Here is a 22,510-nt window from a genome sequence, read left to right on the forward strand (position 1 = left end):
CACCGCACGGGCTGGACCAAATCCCGATGACTCAAGCGTCACCTGGATTTGGCATTTCGCCCCTCGCTGGTCTCGTCGAGACGCTTGAGGAATGCGATGCGGTCCATGACCTGTGCAGAGCCCTGCTGGTGCATCTGGCTGATTTCGGTCAAGTCATGCAGTGAGCGTTCGATGTTGCCGGCCTGAGCGAACACCTCATCCACCCGTAAAACAATTTGCTTGTACCGTTCGCCCTCGCGTGCGAACTGGTCACGGGTGGCATCGATGATCCCGCCCAGCTCGCCGAGTGACACCTCGATATCGCCAATGGCCTTCTGGGTGTGGCCAAGCGAAGCCTTGGTGTCATTGGCGAGCTTCTTCACTTCCCCGGCCACCACGCTGAAGCCTTTGCCTGCTTCTCCCGCACGGGCCGCCTCGATGGTGGCGTTGAGGGCGAGAAGGTTGGTCTGAGCGGTGATGTTGTCGATGATCCCGAGCACCTGGCGCAGGGAGTTGAGCGATTCAGCCACACTGCCGAACTTACTGGCGAGCTGAGCGGATTTGTCTTCCCCCGCGCCCTCCGCAGTCTCGCTATCAACCGCCATGGCACCGCGGATGTTGTTGATCACGTTGCCAACTTCCGACACCTCCGCCAAGACATTTTCGATCCGGCTGGAGGCCCCCAGGTAATGGGCAATGTCATCCACCACCTGCGAACGCAGCATATTCAACACCTGCACCTGATTGAGGCGGCGGCGGGTGAAGTACTCGACGAAGCTGGCGTAGTGGATGGGGAAGTTGTCGATGAACTCGTCCTTCCAGCTGCGGCCGTCGTTCTCGAAGAAGACGAGAGCAACAAGCGTCTGGTTGATGTTAACGCCCAGAAGCTCGCCGAATGTCGAGAACCCGGCGACCGGCGCAGGCCAAAGCCCCGTGGCATTGCGCAGCTCCGGGCCATTGGACAGGCGCCGCAGGATGCAGTCGTTCATCATCACCGCAACCGGCTTCGGCTTGCCGGACAGGAACTGGCCGATGTCCCGGCGGGTCTGCTCGATGAAGCCTGTTGCTTCCAGGAGGTAGAGCGCATCACCCGGCGCAATGTCGCAGTAGAAGGTGATGACTTCGTTCTGAAGATCGATACCGGAAATCGAGCGGACGAAAACCTCACCGCCGATCTCCACGCCGCAGGTGCGGTTCTGCAGCGCCTTTTCCAGCCCGTCCGGATTGACACCAAGGGCATGCGACAGGGCTCTGACAAGGGAAATGGTCTGGCCTGAGGCCGGGTCCATCACCGCGCTCACCGTGCGCCGGTCCATGTCGGCATCCACAACGACAAAACGGGTCTGTGTCTTGCGGAAGTTGTGGCTGCGCATCACACCATAACGGTAGGCGTCGGCAACCTTGATGAAGACGACGACAGCATGGTTCTCCAGCACACGCTTTCCGTCAAAAAGCCGCGTGGTCTTGAAGTCCAGCGTGCCGCCGGCCGAACCGCCGATGAAGCAGCAAGGGTACCGCCGGGTGCGGTAGACCGCTTCCATGAAGTAGTTTTCGGAGAGCGACAGGCCGTCGATGAAGGTCAGCGCAAAGGCAGATCTGGCCTCCAGCGGGAAAGAGGGGCGCACGTTTTCCAGGCCGGACATGATGCGATGAATGCGGCTTTCCCGGTCCAGCGGCTTTTGTCCGCCGCGCAGGTCCTCGCTGTGCAGCGGCACGGCAAAGACTTCGGCCTTCTCCACGAGAGCACCTCCGAACACCTGCAGCACGACAGAGCGCCAATTGCCCGAGGCACTGCAGTAAACACCTTCGCCCGCTTCGGCGCACAATTCCCCTGCGGTGGTGGTGCCGATGACCATGGCCCCTTCCGCAAGGCACTGCAGCCGGCTCATCACGGTCTGGAAGTCTACATTCGGCGAGACATAGGCCAGAACCAGACGGGGCGCAGAGCCATTGATTTGAAGGTCTGCCGCAGCGAGGCCGGACAGGCTGTCATCCGTCCGAATCGTGCGCACGGGCGGCCCGGCGTGCTCTCCCTGCTCTGCCGCGGCTTCCATCTTGGGCACCGGCAGGTTCTGCGTCTCTATTGCTGCCTCCGGCCTGCGCTTCATCCCGAACATGCCAGTTCTCTCCCGAACTCAGACTCATTCCCAAAAGGAAACAGAGCCCAACTCTCAGGGATAGCGCATAACAAAGTGTAAACCCGATCGAATAACAACGGCCCAAAAGAGGTACTTCAGACGAAATAAACCTGTATGGCACAAAAAACCGGCCAACTACCTCTGAGTAAATACAAATACCTAGGCTAAAATACCAACTCTACAAAGGACTTGAGACACTGCGCTCAGCGCCTTAAGCAAACCCGGACGCAGCATGGATTTGCACCCGGCGGGACGAGCTCGCAGGGGACCGGTATCACTCACTCACCACTCCGGCATCGGCCGTTTCCAGATTGAAGGCGGCGGACATGAGGGCGCGGGTGTAGTCGGACGCGGGATTGGTAAAGACCTGTGTCGCCGGACCTGCCTCCACCACCTTGCCATGGCGCATGACGATGACGTCATTCGCCAGCGCCCGCACCACCTTGAGGTCGTGCGAGATGAACAGATAGGCAAGGCCGCGCCGCATCTGCAGATCGCGCAGGAGATCCACCACCTGCGCCTGCACGCTCATGTCGAGGGCAGACGTCGGCTCGTCCAGCATGACGAATTTCGGCTCAAGCACGAGGGCACGGGCGATGGAAATACGCTGGCGCTGGCCGCCGGAAAACTCATGCGGATAACGGAAGCGGGAGGCAGCATCGAGCCCCACTTCCTCCAGTGCCTTGGCAACGATCCGGTCCCGCTCTGCCTCGTTCAGGCGCGGCTGATGCACCTGCAGTCCCTCGCCAACGATATCAGCGACCGACATGCGCGGGCTGAGTGCGCCGAAAGGGTCCTGAAACACGATCTGCATGTCGCGCCGCAGCGGGCGCATGTCATCCCAGGAGAGGCCCGAGATGGTCTTGTCCTTGAAACGGATGGCGCCCTGAGAGGAAATCATGCGCAGGATGGCAAGGCCCAGCGTCGTCTTGCCGGAGCCGCTTTCGCCGACGATGCCCAGCGTCTGCCCCTCTCGCAGGGTGAGGTCAATGCCGTCCACCGCCTTCACGTGCCCCACGGTGCGGCGCAGCAGGCCACGGCGGATGGGAAACCACACCTTCAGGTCCTTTGTCTCCACCACCACCGGGCGGCTCAGGTCCTCGGCAGGCGGCTCACCCTTGGGCTCGGCAGCCAGCAGATGGCGGGTGTATGCGTGCTGGGGATTACGGAACACCTCTTCCACCGGCCCCTGCTCGACAATCTCGCCCTTCGTCATCACACAGACCCGGTCGGCGATCTTGCGCACGATGCCAAGGTCATGGGTGATGAACAGCATGGCCATGCCGCGCGCCGTTTGAAGGTCCTTCAGGAGCTTCAGGATCTGCGCCTGCACGGTCACGTCGAGGGCCGTGGTTGGCTCGTCGGCAATCAAGAGCTCAGGCTCATTGGCCAGTGTCATGGCAATCATGACACGCTGGCGCTGGCCGCCGGACAGCTGATGAGGATAGGAGCCAAGGCGGCTCTCCGGCTCGGGAATGCCTACCTGCGTCAGCAGTTCCAGCACCCGCGCCCGTGCGGCCTTGCCGCCCATGCCGCGATGGACCTTGAGGATTTCCTCGATCTGCCGCTCCACCGTATGCAGCGGGTTGAGCGAGGTCATCGGCTCCTGGAAGATCATGGAAATGTCGTTACCTCGAAGCTTGCGCATCTCCTCTTCGCTGGCTGACACAAGCTCCTTGCCCTTGAAATGGACCGTCCCGCCCGGATGGGACGCGGCCGGATAGTTCAGGAGCTTGAGGATCGACATGGCCGTTACCGACTTGCCCGATCCGCTTTCCCCCACCAGTGCCAGCGTTTCGCCGGGCCGCAGATCGAAGCTCACCTTGTTGACCGCAAGGCTGGTCGCGCCACCTTGCGTAAAGGCGGTGCAGAGATCCTTGACGGAAAGAAGCGGCGTGTCGGTCATTGGGTCAGGCACCTTGGGTTCTCAACATCGTCAGAGCGGCCTCATCAAGGCCAAGCTTCTGCAATGGGGCAGGCGGCGTCAGGCGCCGGTCCAGAGACATGAAATACGTTGCATTGGCTGAAAGAGCCGCCGCCAGATGAAGCCTGTCCGGCAAACGAACCTTGGCCGAGAGACTTGTGGCGAGATCAGCTGCGACAAACATGTGATCTCGCAGCACAGGCAAGAGAGCAACGTAACCACTGTCAATCAGAAGCGTTTCGTAGGTGGAGCGGATCAATTTCCGGTCTTCAGCACCAAACTCTGCTGAACGGAAGGACAAGACCTCTGCAAGCGTCAGCTCGCTCGTCACGGCACTCAGTTTCCTATGAGCGACCAGACGCAGGACTTGCCGGACGCATTCTGCGGCCGGATCGTTAGCCAATCCCTCGATCGCGCTGATGAACACCATGGTATCGAGGTAAAGCAGCATCAGCTCTGCTGCCCCCACCCGTCGCGCTCGGCATCAAGGACCTCTGCGAGAGCCTGAGAGGACAAGCGAAGCCCCGCAGGAACCTGCGCAAAAAGCGCCTCCAGACTATGGCCGGCCTGCTGATGCTCAAGACCTGGTCCTTCTACAGTCACCTGCACACGCGTACCGGCAGGAAGGCCTGCGCGCAGGTCTTCTGGCAGGTTCTCGACCGGGTACCCTGTCTTGACGATCCTGTTCATGGCCAAGCTCCTTTGGCGCAAGTCTATCACACAAAACTCTTGCGCGGATCGAAGGCGTCGCGCACCGCCTCGCCGATGAAGATCAGCAGGCTCAGCATGAGCGAGATGACGAAGAAGCCGGTGATGGCGATCCACGGGGCCTGAAGGTTGTTCTTGCCCTGCGCCAGCATTTCGCCCAGCGAGGCGGAGCCGGGCGGCAGGCCGAAACCGAGGAAATCCAGCGCCGTCAGCGTCGAGATCGAGCCGTTGAGGATGAAGGGCATGAAGGTCAGCGTCGCCACCATGGCGTTGGGCAGAAGGTGCCGCCACATGATCGTGCGGTTGGACACGCCGAGCGCACGGGCTGCGGCGATATATTCGAAGTTCCGCCCGCGCAGGAATTCCGCCCGCACGACGCCCACGAGCGACACCCATGAGAAGGCAAGCAGGATGAAGAACAAGGTCCAGAAGCCGGGTATCAGCACGGAAGAGATGATGAGGATGAGATAGAGCGTTGGGATGGCGCTCCAGATCTCGATGAAACGCTGGAACAGCAGGTCCACCCAGCCGCCATAAAAGCCCTGCACCGCACCGGCGGCAATGCCGATACCGGAGGAGGCAATGGTGAGAACGAAGCCGAAGATGACCGAGATGCGGAACCCGTAGACAAGGCGGGCGAGGATATCGCGGCCCTGATCATCGGTGCCGAGCCAGTTCCAGTTGCCCATGGTGCAGCCGGGATCTTCCGCACCCAGCGGATAGCGGGCACAGCGCTGCTCCTTGTCCATCATCCAGGAGGGCGGCGCCGGGGCCGGCACCGGAATGTCGCGGTTGACCGTCCGGTAGGAATAGCGTACCGGCGGCCAGATCATCCAGCCATTGGCGCTGATCTCGTCCTGAATGAAGGGATCGCGGTAATCGGTGACGGCGAGAAATCCGCCGAACTTCTCTTCCGGATAGTCAATCAGAACCGGTGCCAGCAACTCGCCCTTGTAGGAGACGAGCACCGGCTTGTCGTTGACCAGAACCTCCGCAATGAGCGACAGGCCGAAAAGCACGAGGAAGATCCAGAGTGACCAGTAACCGCGCCGGTTGGCCCGGAAATTGGCAAGGCGGCGCTGGTTGATCGGCGACAGGGAGAAGCGGCCGCGCGGGGCAGGCGCTGCCACGGGAGAGGCGGATTCCGTGCTGGTGCTGTCCATGGCTCAGACCTCCCGGCTTTCAAAGTCGATCCGGGGATCGATCCAGGTGTAGGTGAGATCGGAGAGGAGGTTCACCAGAAGCCCCATGAGCGAGAAGATGTAAAGCGTCGCAAAGACCACCGCATAGTCCCGGTTGATGACCGATTCAAAGCCGAGCAGCCCCAGACCATCGAGGGAGAAGATAGTCTCGATCAGCAGTGATCCGGCGAAGAAGGACGAGATGAAGGCGCCGGGGAAGCCCGCCACCACGATCAGCATGGCATTGCGGAACACGTGGCCATAGAGCACCTGGCGCTCTGTCAAGCCCTTGGAACGGGCGGTGATCACGTACTGCTTGCGGATTTCGTCGAGGAACGAGTTCTTGGTGAGCAGGGTCGTGGTGGCAAAGGCGGAGAGCACCATGGCGGCCAGCGGCAGGGTCATGTGCCAGAAGTAATCCGCGATCTTGCCAAAGAGCGACAGTTGTTCCCAGTTGTCGGAGGTGAGGCCGCGCAAGGGGAACCAGTCGTAGAAGGAGCCGCCGGCAAACAGCACGATCAGCAGCACGGCAAAGAGGAAGCTGGGGATCGCATAGGCAACGATGATCACCCCTGACGTCCAGATATCGAAGCGCGAGCCATCCTTCACCGCCTTGCGGATGCCGAGCGGGATGGAAATCGTGTAGGAAATCAGCGTCATCCAGATGCCGAGTGACATGGAAACCGGCAGCTTTTCCTTGATCAGGTCAATGATGCGGATGTCGCGGAAATAGCTCTCGCCGAAATCGAAGCGGGCATAATTCCACAGCATGGTGAGGAACCGCTCCAGCGGCGGCTTGTCGAAGCCGAACTGAGCCTCGAGCTGCTTGATGAAATCGGGATCCAGCCCCTGTGCACCGCGGTATTTCGAGCTGACGCTGTCGCCGGCGGTGGCCTGCGCCTGTCCGCCCGCACCGCCGAAGTCGCCGCCGCCACCGCCGCTGATGCGCGATGTGGCCGAAACATCGGTGCCCGAAAGCTGGGCAATGACCCGCTCCACCGGACCTCCGGGGGCAAACTGGATGATGACGAAATTGATCGCCATGATCCCCACAAGCGTCGGGATCATGAGGAGCAAGCGGCGGAGAATATAGGCGCCCATGTGTCTGGTCTTGTGCCCTTGTGCCGGAATGGATGCGAGGCGTCAGTGCCTCTCAGCCCCCCATGCCAATCTTCTTTGCCTTTTCGGTGTCAAACCACCAGGTCGATTCCACCGGAAAATCATAATACGGCGGCTCATCGGGATAGCCGAACACATCCCAGATTGCCACCGTGTGAACAGGCTTGAACCAGTGCGGCACCCAGTAATGCCCGGCCCGCAGAACCCGGTCGAGCGCCCGCGCGGCGATGTTCATCTCCTCGCGGGTGGCTGCGCCGATGGCCTTTTCAAGCAGCGCATCGATGACCGGGCTGCTGATGCCGGCCAGATTGTAGCTGCCATTGGTCGTGGCGGCCCGGCTGCCCCAGAAACTGCGGACCGATTCGCCCAGCGTCGGCGACAGCGAAAACCGGCGGCTCGTCATCTCGAAGTCGAAGCTGTTCAACCGCGACTCATACTGCGCCGGATCGACAACGCGGGACGTTGCCGCGATGCCGAGGCGGCGCAAGTTGGTGATGAAGGGCTGGACCACACGGTCAAAACTGGAGGAATTGTCGAGGAATTCGATGGTGAAGGGCCTGCCATCCACATCCAGCAGCGTGCCGCCATCCCGCTTCAGCCCGGCTTCGGCCAGAAGGCCGGCGGCACGGCGCAGCAGGTTACGGTCATTGCCTGACGCATCGGAGACCGGCGCCACGACGGCTTCCTCAAAAACGGTTTCCGGCAGATCAGCACGGAAAGGCTCCAGCAGCGCCAGTTCCTCCGCCGAAGGCGTGCCTTCGGCCATCATCTCCGTCTTCTGGAAGAAGGACTGGGTGCGGGTATAGGCGCCGTGGAAGAGGTTCTGGTTCGACCATTCGAAGTCGAAGGCAAATCCAATCGCCTCACGCACGCGCGGATCGGCAAATTTCGGCAGGCGGGTGTTGAAGAACCAGCCCTGTGCCCCGCTCGGCCGGTTGTCGGGAAATTCCTTCTTCACCACCCGGCCGTCCTGCACAGCGGGGAAGTTGTATTCGGTCGCCCAGGTTCTGGCGGTGAATTCCTCCTGGAAGGTCATCACGCCCTTCTTGAAGGCCTCGAAGGCGACCTGACGCTCCCGGAAGAACTCCAGCCGGATCACGTCGAAATTGCCCTGTCCCACGCTGACGGGCAGGTCCTTGGCCCACCAGTCCTTCACCCGCTCATATTCGATGAAACGGCCGACTTCGTAGCGGCCCACCTTGTAGGGGCCGGAGGCAAGCGGAGGCGTCAGCGTCGACTGGGTGAAGTCGTAGGCCGTGTAGTAGCGCTTGGAAAAGACCGGCAGGCCGGCCACGGTCAGGGGCAGCTGGCGGCTGTGATTGCCGGAGAGGATCACCTCCACCCGCGACACATCCAGCGCATTGGCGGAGGTGAACTCCTGCAGCATCTGGACGAGCAGCGGATGGCCCTTCTCCTTCAGTAGATTGAAGGAAAAGGCCACATCTTCCGCCGTCAGGCGCGAGCCGTCGTGGAACACGGCTTCGGGCCGCAGATGGAAAACATAGCGGTTGCCGTCATCCAGAATTTCCACGCCCGAAGCGAGCAAGCCATAGACCGCATCCGGCTCGTCCAGCGCCCGGGTCATCAGCGTGTCGAAGCACATTTCCATGCGCGGCGGCGCATCACCCTTGAGGATGAAGGTGTTGAAGGTGTTGAAGGTCTGCGGGTTCTGGTTGAAGGCCCAGCTCGGCGGCGTGAAAACGATCCGCCCGCCCTTCGGCGCATCCCGGTTCACATAATCAAATGCAGTGAAATCAGGCGCATATTTCAGATCACCAAAGACCGACAGGCCGTGGCGCAAATCCGGCCTTGCCGCCGCTTCCGCTGCTGCAGTGGCCGCAGCATCGGCTGCCGCAGGACTTGTCCCCTGCGCAAGGGCCGAAGCGCCCCAGGGCAGGACACCGAGCGCGGATGCCGAAGCGCCCAGCTTGAGAACGGAACGGCGGGAAAGGGTGTCATGCCGGTTCATCGCGCACCTCCCGTCTTGGCTGCCAGGCTGGCGTCATACCACCAGATCGTTGGGAACCCGTAGGTAAACTCTGGCATGTTGTCCGGATGGCCGAAGCGGTTCCAGCGGGCCGTGCGGTCCACGTCAGCGTAGAATTGCGGGATCACGTAGTGGTTCCAGAGCAGCACCCGGTCCAGCGCCCGTGTGGCGGCCACCAGCTCTTCGCGGTCCTTGGCGAAAATGACCCTGTCGATGAGCTTGTCGACGGCCGGGTTCCGGATGCCGGCGTAATTCTGCGAATTCTCGCGGTCAGCCGCTTCCGATCCCCACATGTTGCGCTGCTCGTTGCCCGGTGACAGGGACTGCCCCCAAACCAGCGTCGTCATCTCGAAATCGCGGCTGTTCACGCGGTTGATGTACTGGGGCATGTCAACGACCCGCAAGGTCATCGTGATGCCGATGTCCCGCAGATTCTGCTGATAGGGCAGCAGCGTGCGCTCCGCGCCCTGGTCGAAATAGAGCATCTCAAAGGAGAGCGGAGTGCCCTGTGCATCCACCATCCTGCCGTTCTGAAGGCTGTAGCCTGCCTCGCGCAGCAGTTTCACCGCCTCGCGCAGGTTGGCACGCGCCTTTTCAGAAGAGCCCCCGACCGGGTTGACATAGGGCGTGGTGAAGACCTCCGGCGGCACCTCGTCGCGCACGGTTTCGAGAATCTCCAGCTCCTTGCCCTCGGGCAGGCCCTTGGCTTCCAGTTCATCGGTGCCGGCGAAATAGGAGTTGATCCGCTTGTTCAACCCGCCGGAGATGATGGTGTTGCTGGTTTCGAAGTCATAGGCGTAGTTCAGCGCCAGGCGGACGCGCGGATCCTGGAACTTCTTCAGCCGCAGGTTCGGCACGAAGGCCTGCATCCGGCCCGAACCGTGGTCAATGAACTCCTCTTTCACCACGCGGCCATCGCGCACAGCCGGAAAGTCATAGTTCTTCAGCCAGGCGCTGGCGCTGTTCTCTACGTGGAAGTCGTACTGGCCGCCCTTGAAAGCCTCGAAGGCAACCGTGCGGTCGAGGAAGGAAATGTAGCGGACTTCATCGAAATTGTTGGTGCCTGCCCGGATCGGCAGGTCTTCCCCCCAGTAATCCTGGACACGCTCATAGACAACTTCGCGGTTGGCGACGAAGCTCTTCATCCGGTAAGGACCTGAGCCAAGCGGCGGCTCAAGCGTGGTGCGGGAAATGTCGCGCTTGTTGCCTCGCGCGTCCGTGCCTTCCCACCAGTGCTTCGGCAAGACGAGGATCTGGCCGACCGTATGCGGCAGTTCGCGGTTGCCGGCAGAGGCAAAGCTGAAGCGGATGACGCCGCCCGGCAGTTCCTCCGCCTTGCTCACGTCCTTGTAGTAGAACTTCTGCTGCGGGCTGAGTTCGATCGCCTTTTCAAAGGACCAGATCACATCCTGCGCCGTGATGGGCGTGCCGTCCTGCCAGCGGGCCTTGGGGTTGAGCCGGTACTCGACCCAGGAATAATCGTCAGGATAGCGCATGGCTTCGGCAATGACGCCATACATCGAGCTGATGTCATACTCGTCGAGCGAGGATTCCATCAGGCTTTCGTAGATGAGGCCAAGGCCCGGCGCGAGATTGCCGCGCGGGGCGAGCACGTTGAAATTGTCGAAGCCGCCGATGGAAGACAGTTTGACCGTACCGCCCTTTGGGGCGTCCGGATTGACATAGTTGAAGTGGGTGGCATCCGCCCCGTAGCGCGGTTCACCGGTGAGTGCCGTGGCGTGGCGCCATTGCGGCTCCTCTGCAGCCCTTGCCTGCCCCCCGCTCATTTGCCAGCAAGCCATGGTCATGACCGCCGCTGTCATCAATGCAGGGAAGGAAGCCTTGCGGGCTAGCGTCATCAACTGTTCTCCTGTCCAGCGGTCCGCCGGCCAGCCGTCCATGATGGATACAGCCTGCCGCGGGCTCAAATCAGCCGCCACCACCGCTATAGTAAAAGGCGATGTGCCGTGCCGTCACCGGGTAAAACGGGAGATGACAGAAATTTAACCGGCAGTGCCCGCCGGACACGGAAGCGCAAGTCCGGGGAACCGGAAATCTGCGCAAACAAAAACCGCACAAACAAAAACCGCGCCCTGGGGGGCGCGGTTCCTGCGTTTTCTGTGCCGTGCAGCTTTACTGCGGCAGCGGAGCCGGATTGTCCGACAGGCTGTTCAGGTAAACCAGCATGGAAGCGCGCTCCTCTGCACGCTTGAGACCGGCAAAACCCATAGCCGTGCCAGGCATGTGGCCGCGCGGGTTCTCGATGAAAGCATCCAGCTCTTCGATGGTCCAGACCGGATGGGTCTCGCCATAAGCCTTCATCGCTGCGGAATAGGCGAAGCCCTCATGCGCACCCGGAGCACGGCCGACGATGCCCCACAGATCCGGGCCAACCTTGTTCGGGCCGCCCTTTTCAAAGCTGTGGCAGGCAGCGCACTTCTTCGAGGCCTTTTCACCATCAGCCACGGAGGCTGCAGCCAGCAGCTGCGGCAGCGGAACGGCCTCGACGGCAGCAGGCGCAGCCTCGCCCGAAGCGGCCTCAGCCACTTCGATTTCATACCCGGGCTTCTCCGGCACCTTGGTCTCAAAAATCACATCAGAGACGATGCCCACGCCCATCGTCAGAAGAAGCACCATCAAAACCGCTCCCGCGGCCTTGTTCAGCTCGAAGGAATCCATCAGGTCTGGCTCCAGATTAACGCGTCCATGGCCCGCACCCCCAGAGGCGGAACCATAATCTGCTCCATGAATTTGGGCTGGAAACTACAAATTTTTTGACGCCGCTGTCCATAGGTATAAAAGTCCCGGCACAAGGAAATTGGGCCTTCTACGCATTAAGACGCAGAAGTGGAGGCCCGGCAGCACCCGGAGCAAGGCGTGACATCGGCACTTGTTATTATACCTTCGCGTCTGGCAGCGACTCGTTTGCCGGAAAAACCCCTTGCAGACATAGCTGGCAAACCCATGATCGTGCGGGTTCTGGAGCAGGCTCTGGCCGTCGATATCGGCCCGGTGGCGGTTGCCTGCGATGACAGGCGCATCTTCGAGGCCGTCCGCGATCACGGCGGTCATGCCGTGATGACCAGCCCCGATCACCAGTCCGGCTCGGACCGCATCCAGGAAGCGGCGAACATTCTCGATCCGGAGCGCAAGTTCGATGTGGTGCTGAACCTGCAGGGGGATGTGCCGCTGATTGCCCCGGAAGCGGCCCGCGCCGCCTTCCTGCCGCTGGCCGATCCGTCCGTGGACATCGGCACCATCATGACGGAAATCCGCACCGAAGAGGGCCGCAACAACCCGGCCTTCGTGAAGGCCGTGGTGACGCCTTTGGAGGGCGATCGCTTCCGCGCCCTCTATTTCACCCGTGCCACTGCCCCCACCGGCCCTGGCCCGCTCTACCAGCACATCGGCGTCTATGCCTACCGGCGCAGCGCGCTGGACCGGTTTGTCTCCCTGCCGCCCTCCGGCCTTGAGCTGCGGGAAAAGCTGGAGCAGCTGCGGGCGCTGGAAGACGGCATGCGAATCGATGTGTGCCTGACGCCGACCGTGCCCATCGACGTGAACACGCCGGAGGATCTCGATCACGTGCGCAAGCTGTTCGAGGGGCGCTAAGCCCCTCTTGCGGCCTTGCCCTCCGGGCACTTCCTCTTTAATCGCAGAGAGCCTCAAACAGCAGAAAGCGGACGTCCATGTCTGACCGCAAGAAAATCGTGTTCCAGGGCGAGACCGGTGCCAATTCGCACATGGCCTGCCACAGCGTTTATCCGGATTACCAGGCCATCCCTTGCGCGACGTTCGAGGACTGCTTTACGGCCATGGAATCGGGTGAGGCCGATTTCGGCATGATCCCGGTGGAGAATTCCATCGCGGGCCGCGTGGCCGACATCCATTACCTGCTGCCGCGCTCCAGCCTGCACATCATCGGCGAATATTTCATGCCGATCCGCTTCCAGCTGATGGCGCTGAAGGGCGCGACGCTGGACGGGCTGAAGAGCGTGCAGAGCCATGTGATGGCCCTTGGCCAGTGCCGCAAGATCATCCGCGAACTGGGCCTGAAAGCCATTGTCGGCGCCGACACCGCAGGCTCTGCCCGCCAGATCGCGGAGAGCGGCGACCTGACGGCCTCTGCGCTTGCCCCGGAAATGGCCGCGGATGTCTATGGTCTTGATATCCTGAAGCGCAATGTGGAGGATGCGGAGCACAACACGACGCGCTTCCTCATTCTCTCGCGCAGCCCGGCACGTGCGGCCAACAACGGCCAGCCGGTGATCACCACCTTCATCTTCCGCGTCCGCAACGTGCCGGCCGCGCTTTACAAGGCCCTCGGCGGCTTTGCCACGAACGGCGTCAACATGACCAAGCTGGAGTCCTACCAGCTGGAAGGCCAGTTCTTCGCTTCCATGTTCTATGCCGATATCGAGGGCCATCCGGATGATCCGTCCGTGGCGCTGGCGCTGGAAGAGCTTGCCTTCTACTGCGCCGAACTGAAGATCCTCGGCGTCTACCGGGCCAGCCCCTTCCGCGAGAAGATCCGCGAGCCCGAGGCCAACCGCGCCCTGCGCCCGACCCCTTCCGTCTGATCTCAATCCTTCCGGCCGCGCACTGTCTGCGCGGCCCGGCAACTGTGGACTGCTCTATGACCAAACCGGCCTTTGATGCCCTGTGCATCGGCAATGCGATCTGCGACGTCTTCGCCCATGTGGAGGAAGATTTCCTCGTGCGGGAGAACCTTGTGAAGGGCTCCATGCGCCTCATCGACACGGCGGAAGCCTTGCGCCTTTACGAGCGCATGGGCCAGACCGTGCTGATCTCGGGCGGCAGCGCGGGTAACACGGCGGCAGGCATTGCCTCGCTCGGCGGCAAGCCGGCTTATCTCGGCAAGGTGGCCAATGACGTTCTGGGCGCCAGCTACGCCCATGACATGAAGGGCACGGGCGTGTATTTCGAGACGGCTCCGCTGGTGGACGGCGTGCCGACGGCCCGCTCCATGATCCTGATCACGCCGGATGGCGAGCGCACCATGAACACCTATCTGGGGGCCTGTGTCGAGCTGTCGCCGGCAGACGTGGACCCGGCGGTCGTCGGCGCCTCGGCAGTCACCTACATGGAAGGCTATCTGTGGGACCCCCCCGCTGCCAAGGAGGCTTTCCTGCAGGCTGCCCGGATCGCCCATGAAAATGGCCGGCTGGTCGCCATCTCCCTGTCCGATTCCTTCTGCGTTGACCGCTTCCGCAGCGAGTTCCAGGGACTGCTCCGCGACGGTGTGGTGGACCTGATGTTTGCCAACGAGCACGAGCTGAAGGCACTCTACCAGACCGCCGACATCGATACGGCCATCCGCGCCGCAGCCGGGAGCTGCAAGCTGACCGCCCTGACCCGCGGCGAGGATGGCGCCATGGCCATTACCCGCGACGAAACCGTGCATGTGCACGCCAACGAGGTGAGCGAGGTCACCGACCTGACCGGCGCGGGCGATCTCTTCGCCTCCGGCTTCCTCTATGGCCTGGCTCATGATTTCGATCTGGCCACCTCCGCCAGCCTCGGCTGCCTGTGTGCCTCTGAAGTCATTGCCCACGTAGGCGCCCGCCCGCAGAAAAGCCTCAAGTCCCTCGCCACGGACAGCGGCTTCATGCTCTGAAGTCAAGCGCGTTTACATGACAAAACACCCGGCGAAGCTTCGCCGGGTGTTTTCTTTTTGTGGGATATTGCGCAGCTTCAGAGCTTCAGAAGGCGCCTTGCGTTTTCCTTGAGGATCAGCGGGCGCACGTCGTCGCGGATGTCGATCTGCTCGAAATCGGCGAGCCACCGGTCCGGCGTGATGGCCGGCCAGTCGGAGCCGAACAGCATCTTGTGCTTCAGGAGGCTGTTTGCATATTTCACCAGGATCGGCGGGAAGTATTTCGGCGACCAGCCGGACATGTCGATGTAGACATTCGGCTTGTGGGTCGCCACCGACAGCGCCTCTTCCTGCCAGGGGAAGGACGGGTGCGCCAGCACGATGGGCATGCCGGGGAAATCCACCGCCACGTCATCAAGATACATCGGGTTGGAGTATTTAAGCCGCATGCCCATGCCGCCGCGCATGCCGGCACCCACACCCGTCTGGCCGGTGTGGAACAGGGTGATCGCCCCTTCCTCGGCAATCGCCTCATAGAGCACATAGGCCGAGCGGTCGTTGGGATAAAAGCCCTGCATGGTGGGGTGGAACTTGAACCCCCGCACGCCGAAGTCGCGCACCAGACGGCGTGCTTCGCGCGCACCGGCCTTGCCCTTGGCCGGATCGATGGAGGCGAAGGGGATGAGGATGTCGCTGTTTTCGGCGGCGATCCGGGCTACTTCCTCGTTGTCATAGCGGCGGAAGCCGGTTTCGCGCTCCGCATCGACGGGGAAGATCACCGCGCCGATCTTGCGCTCGCGGAAATAGTCCGCCGTCTCCTGAACCGTGGGCAGGTGATTGTGCGACGCCGGATTGCGGAAATACTTGGCCATGCCGGCCTGAAACTCGTCATAGCCGTCATCGCGCGGGCCGCAGCAGGGCTCTTCCGCGTGGGTGTGAAAGTCGATGGCAATCAGATCGTCGATGTTCATGTGGGCCTCCCTTCAATCCCGATGAACTTGCGCAACAGATGCACCAGTTGATCGCGCTCCTCCGCGGCCAGATTGGCGCCAATTCTTTCCTCGTGGTGGAAGAACCAGCGGCTCGTCCGCTCCACCAGATCCTCACCCTCCGCCGTCAGTGTCAGCTCCACTGCACGGCGGTCCTCGTCCGGCACCCGGCGGGAGACAAGCCCTTGATCCTCGAAGGCTCGGATGAGTTTGGTCATATGCGCCCGTTTGATCATCAGCCGGTTGCCCAGCGCGCTCTGGCGGATGCCCGGATTGCAGAAGATGACCCACAGCACGGAAAATTCGCCCGGCTTCATCATCAATTCGGCGCCATCGGCAAAGAACTGCTCGTAGACCTTGAGCTGAGCCATGCGCAGCAGGAAGCCGACGGCGCCATCCAGCTTGCCGATTTCCACCTCACCCTGCTTCGGGCAGATCACGTCCGCATCCATGGCCATGATGGCATCTCCTTCAGGTGGCGCCCGGAGCCTTCAGCCGCGCGGCGCGCTTCTCGAGGAAGGCTCGCAGGCGCTCTTCGGCTTCCGGGCTCGTGGCCGTGAAGGATGCAATAAAGGATTCGACGAAAAGTCCATCCTCCTTTGACATGTCCTGAATGCGCGGCAGCGCATTGATGACGGCATAGTTGGACAGTTCCGCATTGCCGGCAGCGGCCTCTGCCAGTTCGGTGGCCTTGGCCAGAGCCTCGCCCTCCCCCACCACATATTGCGCAAGGTTCCAGGCTTCGGCGCTGGCGGCCGGCACCACACGGCCCGTGAGCATCATGTCGGTCATGCGGGCAACACCCGTCAGCCGTGCCACGCGCACCGAGCCGCCGCCGCCGACGAAAATGCCGCGCTGGCCTTCCGGCAGGGCGAAGAAAGTGGTCGCATCGGCAACACGGATATGGGTGGAGGCCGCAAGCTCAAGCCCGCCGCCGACAACGGCGCCATGCAGGGCCGAAATCCAGGGAATGGTGCCATGCTCGATGCCGCCAAACACCGCATGCCAGCGGCGGGAGTTACGCACGCCCTCGATCGGCGAACGCTCCACATGCTCGGCCAGATCCAGCCCGGCGCAAAAATGATTGCCGTATCCGAACAGCACGGCGGCCTTGGCCTCGCGCCCGGCCCGGGCAATGGCAACAGCCAGCGCCTCGACCACCCGGTCACTGATGGCATTGCGCTTTTCGGCCCGGTTGAGGCCGACATGGGCGACATTGCCCTTCAGTTCATAGGTGACGATGTCCCCGGTGACGGTGCTGTCCATGGCGTTACTCCCGCTGCCCATCTTCGTGTGCATGATTTTGATTGTTTACATATGAATTGTTTCCTTGTAAACAATTTTCAGGAGGGGCCATCCGGCCTGAAAAGTTTATTCACGTGATTGACGTCTGGGAGGAGTCATGACCGCAGGAGCTATGGTCCGGAAGGGATTCTGGACGCCGGAACTTGCATGGGAAACCCGGGCCGACGGCTCAATCCTGATCTGGCGGAAGGACGAACTGGGCGCTTATGCCAGCAAGATCAACGAACGGCTTGTTCACTGGGCGCAAGCAGCCCCGGACCGCACCTGGATGGCGGCCCGCGAAGGCGATGGCTGGAAGCGCATTTCCTATGCGCAAGCCCTCACCCATGTGCGCAGCCTTGCGCAGGCCTTTCTGGATCATGGCCTTTCCGTTGACCGGCCCGTTGCCATTCTGGCCGAAAACTCGCTCGAACATGGCTTGATGGCCCTCGGTGCCCAGCATGCGGGTATTCCGTCGGCAGCCATCTCCCCCAATTACGTGACACTGGCCACCGGCTTCGGCAAGCTGACCGAAATCGCGCAACAGATCACGCCGGGCCTTGCCTTCGTGGAAGACGGCATGCGCTTCCGCGCTGCCGTCGATGCAGCTTTCGGCATGGATTGCATTCTCGTTGCGGCGCGCAATCTCCCCGTAGACCGGCCCAACAGCTTCCTTTTTGAAGATCTTGTGAAGACAGAAGCCACGGCGGCGGTTGATGCTGCCTTTGAGGCGGTAGGGCCGGATACGGTGGCGAAGTTCCTCTTCACCTCCGGCACCACAGGTTCACCCAAGGCGGTGATCCAGACCCAGCGGATGCTTTGCTCCAATCAGGAGATGATCCGCGACTGCTACCAGTTCCTGAAGGACGAGCCGCCGGTCATCGTTGACTGGGCGCCGTGGAACCATGTGGCTGCAGGCAGCAAGATCTTCAACATGGTCATCTACAACGGCGGCACCTTCTACATCGACAACGGCCGCCCCTCACCCCAGCACATTGGTGAGACGATCCGCAATCTCAAGGACGTCTCCCCGACCTGGTATTTCAACGTGCCGGCCGGTTACGAGATGCTGGTGCATGCCTTCGAGGCCGATCCGGAGCTGGCGCGGAACTTCTTCAAGAACCTGAAGCTGATGATGTATGCGGGCGCAGGAATGGCGCAGCACACATGGGATTCCTTGCGCGAAATCTCGCAAGCCATCCTTGGCCGCAGCGTATTGCTCAGCACCGGCCTTGGCGCCACGGAAACAAGCCCCTTCTCGCTCTTCTGCACCACTCAGGAAGACAAGGCCGGCAATGTCGGCATTCCCTCACAGGGCATCACCATGAAGCTGATCCCGGTGGAGGACAAATACGAGTTGCGGCTGAAGGGCCCGAATGTGACCCCCGGCTACTGGCGCAACCCCGAGCTGACGGCAGCGGCCTTTGACGAGGAAGGTTTCTACCGCATCGGTGACGCGCTGAAGTTCGCCGAGGAAGGCAATCCCACCCGTGGCTTCTTCTTCGACGGGCGCATTGCCGAGAACTTCAAGCTTCAGACCGGCACCTGGGTGGCTGTCGGCCCCTTGCGCGCACAACTGGTCGATCAGTTCGCCGGATTGATCCGCGATGCGGTGATCACCGGTGAGAACGAGGCTGAGCTCGGCGCCCTGGTGCTGCTCTCCCTGCCTGCGGCACGCAAGCTGATCGACGGCGGCGACGCCCTTGATGAAGCCGCCGTTCAGAGGCACCCGGCGGTGCAGGCAGCGCTCGCTGCCCGGCTCTACCGGCACCAGAAGCAGGCGACGGGTTCGGCCAGCCGCGTCATGCGCCTTGCGGTGCTGATGGACCCGCCGCGCCTCGACAAGGGCGAGATCACCGAAAAGGGTTCGCTGAACCAGCGCGCCCTGCGCAGCCACCGGCACGAGCAGATTGCCGCGCTTTATGCAGGCGGCGCGGACGTCATTCTGGCAAGGGAAGAGGCAGCAGCATGAAGATTTCAGGTTCCAGCGCACTCGTCACCGGCGGCGGCTCGGGGCTGGGCGAGGCAACAGCCCGGCTGCTGGCCGCTGAAGGGGCCATCGTGCATGTGTTCGACCGGGACGCAGCAGGTGCTGAGCGTGTTGCATCGGAAATTGGCGGCATTGCCATTGCCGGTGACGTGACCAGCGAAGCGGACGCCAGCACCGCGCTGGACACGGCAGCGGCTGCCGGAAATGGCCTGCGCATTCTCGTCAATTGCGCCGGGATCGGCACCGCCGCCCGGCTTCTGGGCCGCGACGGGCCGATGCCGCTCGATGCCTTCGAGCGGGTGATCCGCGTCAATCTGGTGGGCACCTTCAACATGATGCGCCTTGCCGCCGCCCGCATCGCCGAAACAGCGGAAATCGAAGGGCTGGGCCGGGGCGTGATCGTCAACACCGCCTCGGTGGCGGCCTTCGAGGGCCAGATCGGCCAGATCGCCTATTCGGCTTCCAAGGGCGGCATCGTCTCCATGGCCCTGCCGGCGGCGCGGGAGCTGGCCCGTTTCGGCATCCGCGTCAACACCATCGCGCCGGGCCTGTTCCGCACACCGCTGCTCGCGGGTCTGCCGCAGGAGGCGCAGGATAGCCTAGCAGCCGCCATTCCCGGCCCGGCGCGTCTGGGCACGCCGGAGGAATTTGCCGATACGGTGCGCTATCTCGTGGCCAATCCTTACGTCAACGGCGAGGTCATCCGGCTGGACGGTGCCCTGCGCATGCAGCCGCGCTGACCGCCATGGAAGGCTTTCGCGCGCAGGCGGACCGCACCGCCAGACTGTTGCAGGCAACCCCCGGCTGGCAGGCCGTTCAGGAGCTCCTGCCCGATTATGACAGCGAAACGGTGGAGGCGGTCCTGAGGGAGGCCGCTGCCTTCGCTGTAACCGAACTTGCCCCGCTGAACGCGGTTTCCGACCGGCAGGGCTGCCGTATTGTGGATGGCCGGGTGAAAACCCCGGCCGGCTTTGCGCAGGCCTACCGCCGCTATGCGGAAGCCGGATGGCTCGGCATGGATCTGCCGGAAACCCATGGCGGACAGGGCCTGCCGCTGACGCTTCAGGCCGCCTGCCTGCCCCTGTTTGAGCGCGGCTGCGTTTCCATGATGATGGCGGCCGGTTCCTCCCGGGCCGCCTGTCATCTGCTCGCCGCAGTCGCTGAACCGGCGTTGGCGGAGGAATGGATCAGCCAGCTGCTTGCCGGTGAATGGACCGCCACGATCTGCATTTCCGAGCCCGATGCCGGGTCCGACGTGGGCCGCATCCGCACCACGGCGGCTCAAGGCAGCGATGGCCTGTGGCAGATCAATGGCGTCAAGAGCTGGATTTCCTTCGGCGATCACGACCTTGCCTCCCGCATCGGCCATTGCCTGCTTGCCCGCACCGGCAAGACGGCGGGTACCGCCGGGCTCAGCCTCTTCCTCGTGCCCGACCGGATGGATGGCAAGGCCAACGGCATCACCGTGCAACGGATCGAGGAAAAGATGGGCCTGCATGGCTCGCCCACCTGCATCCTCGGCCTTGATGGCGCGCGCGGCTGGCTGCTGGGCGAGGAAGGGCGCGGGCTGCATGCCCTGTTCCACATGATCGAACTGATGCGCCTGCAGACCGGCTGCCAGGGCCTCGGCCTTGCCTCCGCCTCCGCAGATATTGCGGAAGCCTACGCGCAGGATCGCAAGCAGGGCGGCCCCCCAGACCGGCCGCCCGTGCCGATCGCGCAGCACCCCGATGTGAGCCGCCAGCTCTCGCTTCTGCGCCGTCAGACAGAGGTCACCCGCGCTGCCATTCTGGAAAGCGCGGCGCGGATGGACCTTGCCCGCCTGTCGCCAGATGAAAAGCTGCGGACAGACATGCGCGATTTCAGTGCCTTCATGCTGCCGATGATCAAGACCTTCGGCGCGGAAGCGGGCTTTGATGTGTCCAACAGGGCCATTCAGGTGATGGGGGCTGCGGGCTATACGAAGGAATGGCCGGTCGAGCAACACCTGCGCGACAGCCGGGTGATGACCATCTACGAAGGCACCACCGGCATTCAGGCCATCGACTTCCTGACCCGCCGCCTGTGGCGCGATCAGGGCCGGGGCCTTGCCGTGTTCGAGCGGCTGATACGCGAAGGCATTGCCGCCGCTTCGGCAGACCGGCCGGCGGAGGCCGCAGAGGCTGAAGCGGCCCTTGACACCTTCCTCGCCATGGCGGCGGAGCTGAGCGCCCTGCAGGGCGAGCCGGAGGCGGCGCTTTACCGGGCCGAGGACTACATGCGCTGCGCCTGGGCAGCCGTCACCGCGTGGATGGCGCTCCGGCTGGACTGATACCAGCCGGAAGCACGGCACAGGGTTCCATTTCGCTCACTCCGCCGCAACGCTGAACGCGGCTTGCGGCGGAACAGTGCCCATGGCCAGCGCCCTCAGCGCGGGCAGATCATGCACGGCCACATCGCCCTGCACATTCAGCGAAATATAGCCCTCGCGGCGCAGGCGGCTGATGCAGCGGCTGACGGTTTCCAGCGTCAGCCCCAGCCAGTCGGCCAGATCCTGCCGCGTCAGATACATCGGAAAGCGCAGCACGGCGGTTTCTGCCCCCACCTTGGCGAACTGGCGGCACAGGTCCACCAGCGCAGATGCCACCTTTTCCGTTGCCGTCTTGCGCCCCAGCAGCATGGCATGGGCCTGCGCCCGGCGCAGCAGCAGACGGACGGCGGCGTTCAACTCGCCCTCCATGCGCCGCTGGCCGGCGGCCACCAGTTCCAGCCGGGCCGGGGCCATGGCTTCGGCCCCGCACTGCTGCACATCCGAGAGGCCGCGCCCGAACATCTTGCCGGGCCCCAGCACATCGAGGATCTGCCGCCGCCCATCGGGCAGGCGCTGATAAAGCGCGATGCAGCCCTCAAGGATGCGGAAGGTCTCGCTGCGGTTGACACCGGGCAGGAAGATGCTGGCACGGGCGGCAACCGTGGCGATCTTGCGGCCATTCTCGCTCATCAGCGGGTCAATGAGAAAATCAATCGGGACGGCAGTTTGCGTGCCGCGGCGCGGGGAGAGCATTTCCATCTGAAGACATCCGGTCTGGCGCCAGCGGGGCTGGCGGAACAGGGACAGGCCGGAATGGCCCGGCCGGTTTAGATCAGGATGTTTGCAGGGGGTGCCCTGGAGCCGCTGCTGCCCGGCGGCACGCCGGAGGCTGGCACCTGCGGCAGATAGAGACCCCAGCTGCCCTGTTGTGCGAAGGACAGGGCCTCGCCGGTGCCCGGCGCAGGCTCGGGCAGAACCACGGAGGCCGAGAGGCGGCAGGCCTCGCATCCTTCGGAGCCGGAATGATGCGGCGTGCCATCCTTTCCGGTGGGGGTGAGACACAGCACTGGCAGGCTGCCATCCGGCAGACGGAACGCTTCCAGTTCCTCCAGCTGGCTGGCGGAAAGGGCAAAAGCAGGCGGCTGATGGGCAAAGCCAAGCAACAGGAAACCCATGGCGCAAAGAATGCGCAGCAGGTTCGCCGTGTGTTGCCGTCCTTGGTGCATCAGGGATCTCCAGACCCCATATCTAATGCCAAAGCGGCACCCGTTCAATCATGCCCGGCGCTGACGGCCTGCAATGGC

19 protein-coding genes and 2 pseudogenes are annotated in these 22,510 nt (G+C 62.7%); 6 read left to right on the forward strand and 15 right to left on the reverse strand.

Going from position 1 to position 22,510, the window contains the following annotated elements; genetic code table 11:
• Positions 1 to 38 precede the first annotated feature (38 nt).
• The 10 genes and pseudogenes from ASC48_RS03945 to ASC48_RS03985 form a co-directional block, all read right to left on the reverse strand.
• Positions 39 to 2,096, reverse strand: coding sequence for a methyl-accepting chemotaxis protein (locus tag ASC48_RS03945; RefSeq protein WP_055454503.1), 2,058 nt, complete (start codon positions 2,094 to 2,096; stop codon positions 39 to 41).
• A gap of 295 nt (positions 2,097 to 2,391) precedes the next feature.
• Entirely contained in the window at positions 2,392 to 3,201 is an 810-nt protein-coding gene (locus ASC48_RS20315; protein ID WP_482809922.1) for an ATP-binding cassette domain-containing protein, read from the reverse strand.
• Positions 3,202 to 3,225: 24 nt separating this feature from the next.
• Positions 3,226 to 4,023: pseudogene (locus ASC48_RS20320) on the reverse strand (ATP-binding cassette domain-containing protein); the annotation flags it as partial.
• Positions 4,024 to 4,027: 4 nt separating this feature from the next.
• Positions 4,028 to 4,492 (reverse strand): type II toxin-antitoxin system VapC family toxin, encoded by a 465-nt coding sequence (locus ASC48_RS03955; RefSeq protein WP_055454505.1) that lies wholly within the window; start codon positions 4,490 to 4,492, stop codon positions 4,028 to 4,030.
• Entirely contained in the window at positions 4,492 to 4,731 is a 240-nt protein-coding gene (locus tag ASC48_RS03960; protein WP_141658864.1) for a hypothetical protein, read from the reverse strand. The genes ASC48_RS03955 and ASC48_RS03960 overlap by 1 nt, the downstream gene beginning before the upstream one ends.
• Before the next feature lie 26 nt (positions 4,732 to 4,757).
• Positions 4,758 to 5,912, reverse strand: coding sequence for an ABC transporter permease (locus ASC48_RS03965; RefSeq protein WP_055454507.1), 1,155 nt, complete (start codon positions 5,910 to 5,912; stop codon positions 4,758 to 4,760).
• A gap of 3 nt (positions 5,913 to 5,915) precedes the next feature.
• Entirely contained in the window at positions 5,916 to 7,031 is a 1,116-nt protein-coding gene (locus ASC48_RS03970) for a microcin C ABC transporter permease YejB (protein WP_019963744.1), read from the reverse strand.
• Positions 7,032 to 7,083: 52 nt separating this feature from the next.
• Positions 7,084 to 9,018 carry an extracellular solute-binding protein gene (locus ASC48_RS03975; protein WP_055454508.1) on the reverse strand — a complete coding sequence of 645 codons (1,935 nt, stop codon included), beginning with the start codon at positions 9,016 to 9,018 and terminating at the stop codon, positions 7,084 to 7,086.
• A complete protein-coding gene (locus ASC48_RS03980; protein ID WP_055454822.1) occupies positions 9,015 to 10,895 on the reverse strand; it encodes an extracellular solute-binding protein in 1,881 nt (626 codons plus the stop codon). The genes ASC48_RS03975 and ASC48_RS03980 overlap by 4 nt, the downstream gene beginning before the upstream one ends.
• 274 nt (positions 10,896 to 11,169) lie before the next feature.
• A complete protein-coding gene (locus ASC48_RS03985) occupies positions 11,170 to 11,715 on the reverse strand; it encodes a c-type cytochrome (RefSeq protein ID WP_055454509.1) in 546 nt (181 codons plus the stop codon).
• 198 nt (positions 11,716 to 11,913) lie between these two features.
• Between ASC48_RS03985 and ASC48_RS03990 the strand changes: the two genes are divergently transcribed.
• The 3 genes from ASC48_RS03990 (at position 11,914) to ASC48_RS04000 (ending at position 14,674) form a co-directional block, all read left to right on the forward strand.
• The gene (locus ASC48_RS03990; RefSeq protein WP_055454823.1) at positions 11,914 to 12,648 is read left to right on the forward strand and encodes a 3-deoxy-manno-octulosonate cytidylyltransferase; all 735 of its coding nucleotides are present in this window, start codon (positions 11,914 to 11,916) and stop codon (positions 12,646 to 12,648) included.
• 77 nt (positions 12,649 to 12,725) lie between these two features.
• Entirely contained in the window at positions 12,726 to 13,616 is an 891-nt protein-coding gene (locus ASC48_RS03995; protein WP_055454510.1) for a prephenate dehydratase, read from the forward strand.
• 56 nt (positions 13,617 to 13,672) lie between these two features.
• Positions 13,673 to 14,674 carry an adenosine kinase gene (locus ASC48_RS04000; RefSeq protein ID WP_055454511.1) on the forward strand — a complete coding sequence of 334 codons (1,002 nt, stop codon included), beginning with the start codon at positions 13,673 to 13,675 and terminating at the stop codon, positions 14,672 to 14,674.
• A gap of 77 nt (positions 14,675 to 14,751) precedes the next feature.
• Here ASC48_RS04000 and ASC48_RS04005 read toward each other — a convergent pair whose 3' ends face one another.
• The 3 genes and pseudogenes from ASC48_RS04005 to ASC48_RS04015 form a co-directional block, all read right to left on the reverse strand.
• Positions 14,752 to 15,624, reverse strand: a complete 873-nt coding sequence (locus tag ASC48_RS04005; protein WP_055454512.1) for an amidohydrolase family protein — start codon at positions 15,622 to 15,624, stop codon at positions 14,752 to 14,754.
• Positions 15,621 to 15,896: pseudogene (locus ASC48_RS20245) on the reverse strand (MarR family winged helix-turn-helix transcriptional regulator); the annotation flags it as partial. The gene ASC48_RS04005 and the pseudogene ASC48_RS20245, both read right to left, overlap by 4 nt.
• A gap of 217 nt (positions 15,897 to 16,113) precedes the next feature.
• Entirely contained in the window at positions 16,114 to 16,908 is a 795-nt protein-coding gene (locus ASC48_RS04015; protein ID WP_055454513.1) for a crotonase/enoyl-CoA hydratase family protein, read from the reverse strand.
• A gap of 136 nt (positions 16,909 to 17,044) precedes the next feature.
• On the opposite strand from ASC48_RS04015, the gene ASC48_RS04020 reads away from it, so the two are divergent.
• The 3 genes from ASC48_RS04020 to ASC48_RS04030 are packed head-to-tail and all read left to right on the forward strand — an operon-like array spanning position 17,045 to position 21,227.
• Positions 17,045 to 18,898: a feruloyl-CoA synthase gene (locus ASC48_RS04020; RefSeq protein ID WP_244269997.1), complete on the forward strand. Its 1,854-nt coding sequence runs from the start codon at positions 17,045 to 17,047 to the stop codon at positions 18,896 to 18,898.
• The gene (locus ASC48_RS04025) at positions 18,895 to 19,656 is read left to right on the forward strand and encodes an SDR family NAD(P)-dependent oxidoreductase (RefSeq protein WP_055454515.1); all 762 of its coding nucleotides are present in this window, start codon (positions 18,895 to 18,897) and stop codon (positions 19,654 to 19,656) included. Before ASC48_RS04020 ends, ASC48_RS04025 begins: the two co-directional genes overlap by 4 nt.
• 5 nt (positions 19,657 to 19,661) lie before the next feature.
• Positions 19,662 to 21,227 (forward strand): acyl-CoA dehydrogenase family protein, encoded by a 1,566-nt coding sequence (locus ASC48_RS04030; protein WP_055454516.1) that lies wholly within the window; start codon positions 19,662 to 19,664, stop codon positions 21,225 to 21,227.
• 36 nt (positions 21,228 to 21,263) lie between these two features.
• On the opposite strand, the gene ASC48_RS04035 is transcribed toward ASC48_RS04030, so the two are convergent.
• Together ASC48_RS04035 and ASC48_RS19655 are read right to left on the reverse strand one after the other, a co-directional pair.
• Positions 21,264 to 21,965 (reverse strand): helix-turn-helix domain-containing protein, encoded by a 702-nt coding sequence (locus ASC48_RS04035; RefSeq protein ID WP_055454517.1) that lies wholly within the window; start codon positions 21,963 to 21,965, stop codon positions 21,264 to 21,266.
• Between the two features lie 68 nt (positions 21,966 to 22,033).
• On the reverse strand, positions 22,034 to 22,432 hold the full coding sequence (locus tag ASC48_RS19655) for a hypothetical protein (RefSeq protein WP_167345110.1): 399 nt from the start codon (positions 22,430 to 22,432) through the stop codon (positions 22,034 to 22,036).
• Positions 22,433 to 22,510 lie beyond the last annotated feature (78 nt).

The sequence above is a fragment of the Pannonibacter indicus genome, assembly GCF_001418225.1.
Classification (GTDB): Bacteria; Pseudomonadota; Alphaproteobacteria; order Rhizobiales; family Stappiaceae; genus Pannonibacter; species Pannonibacter indicus.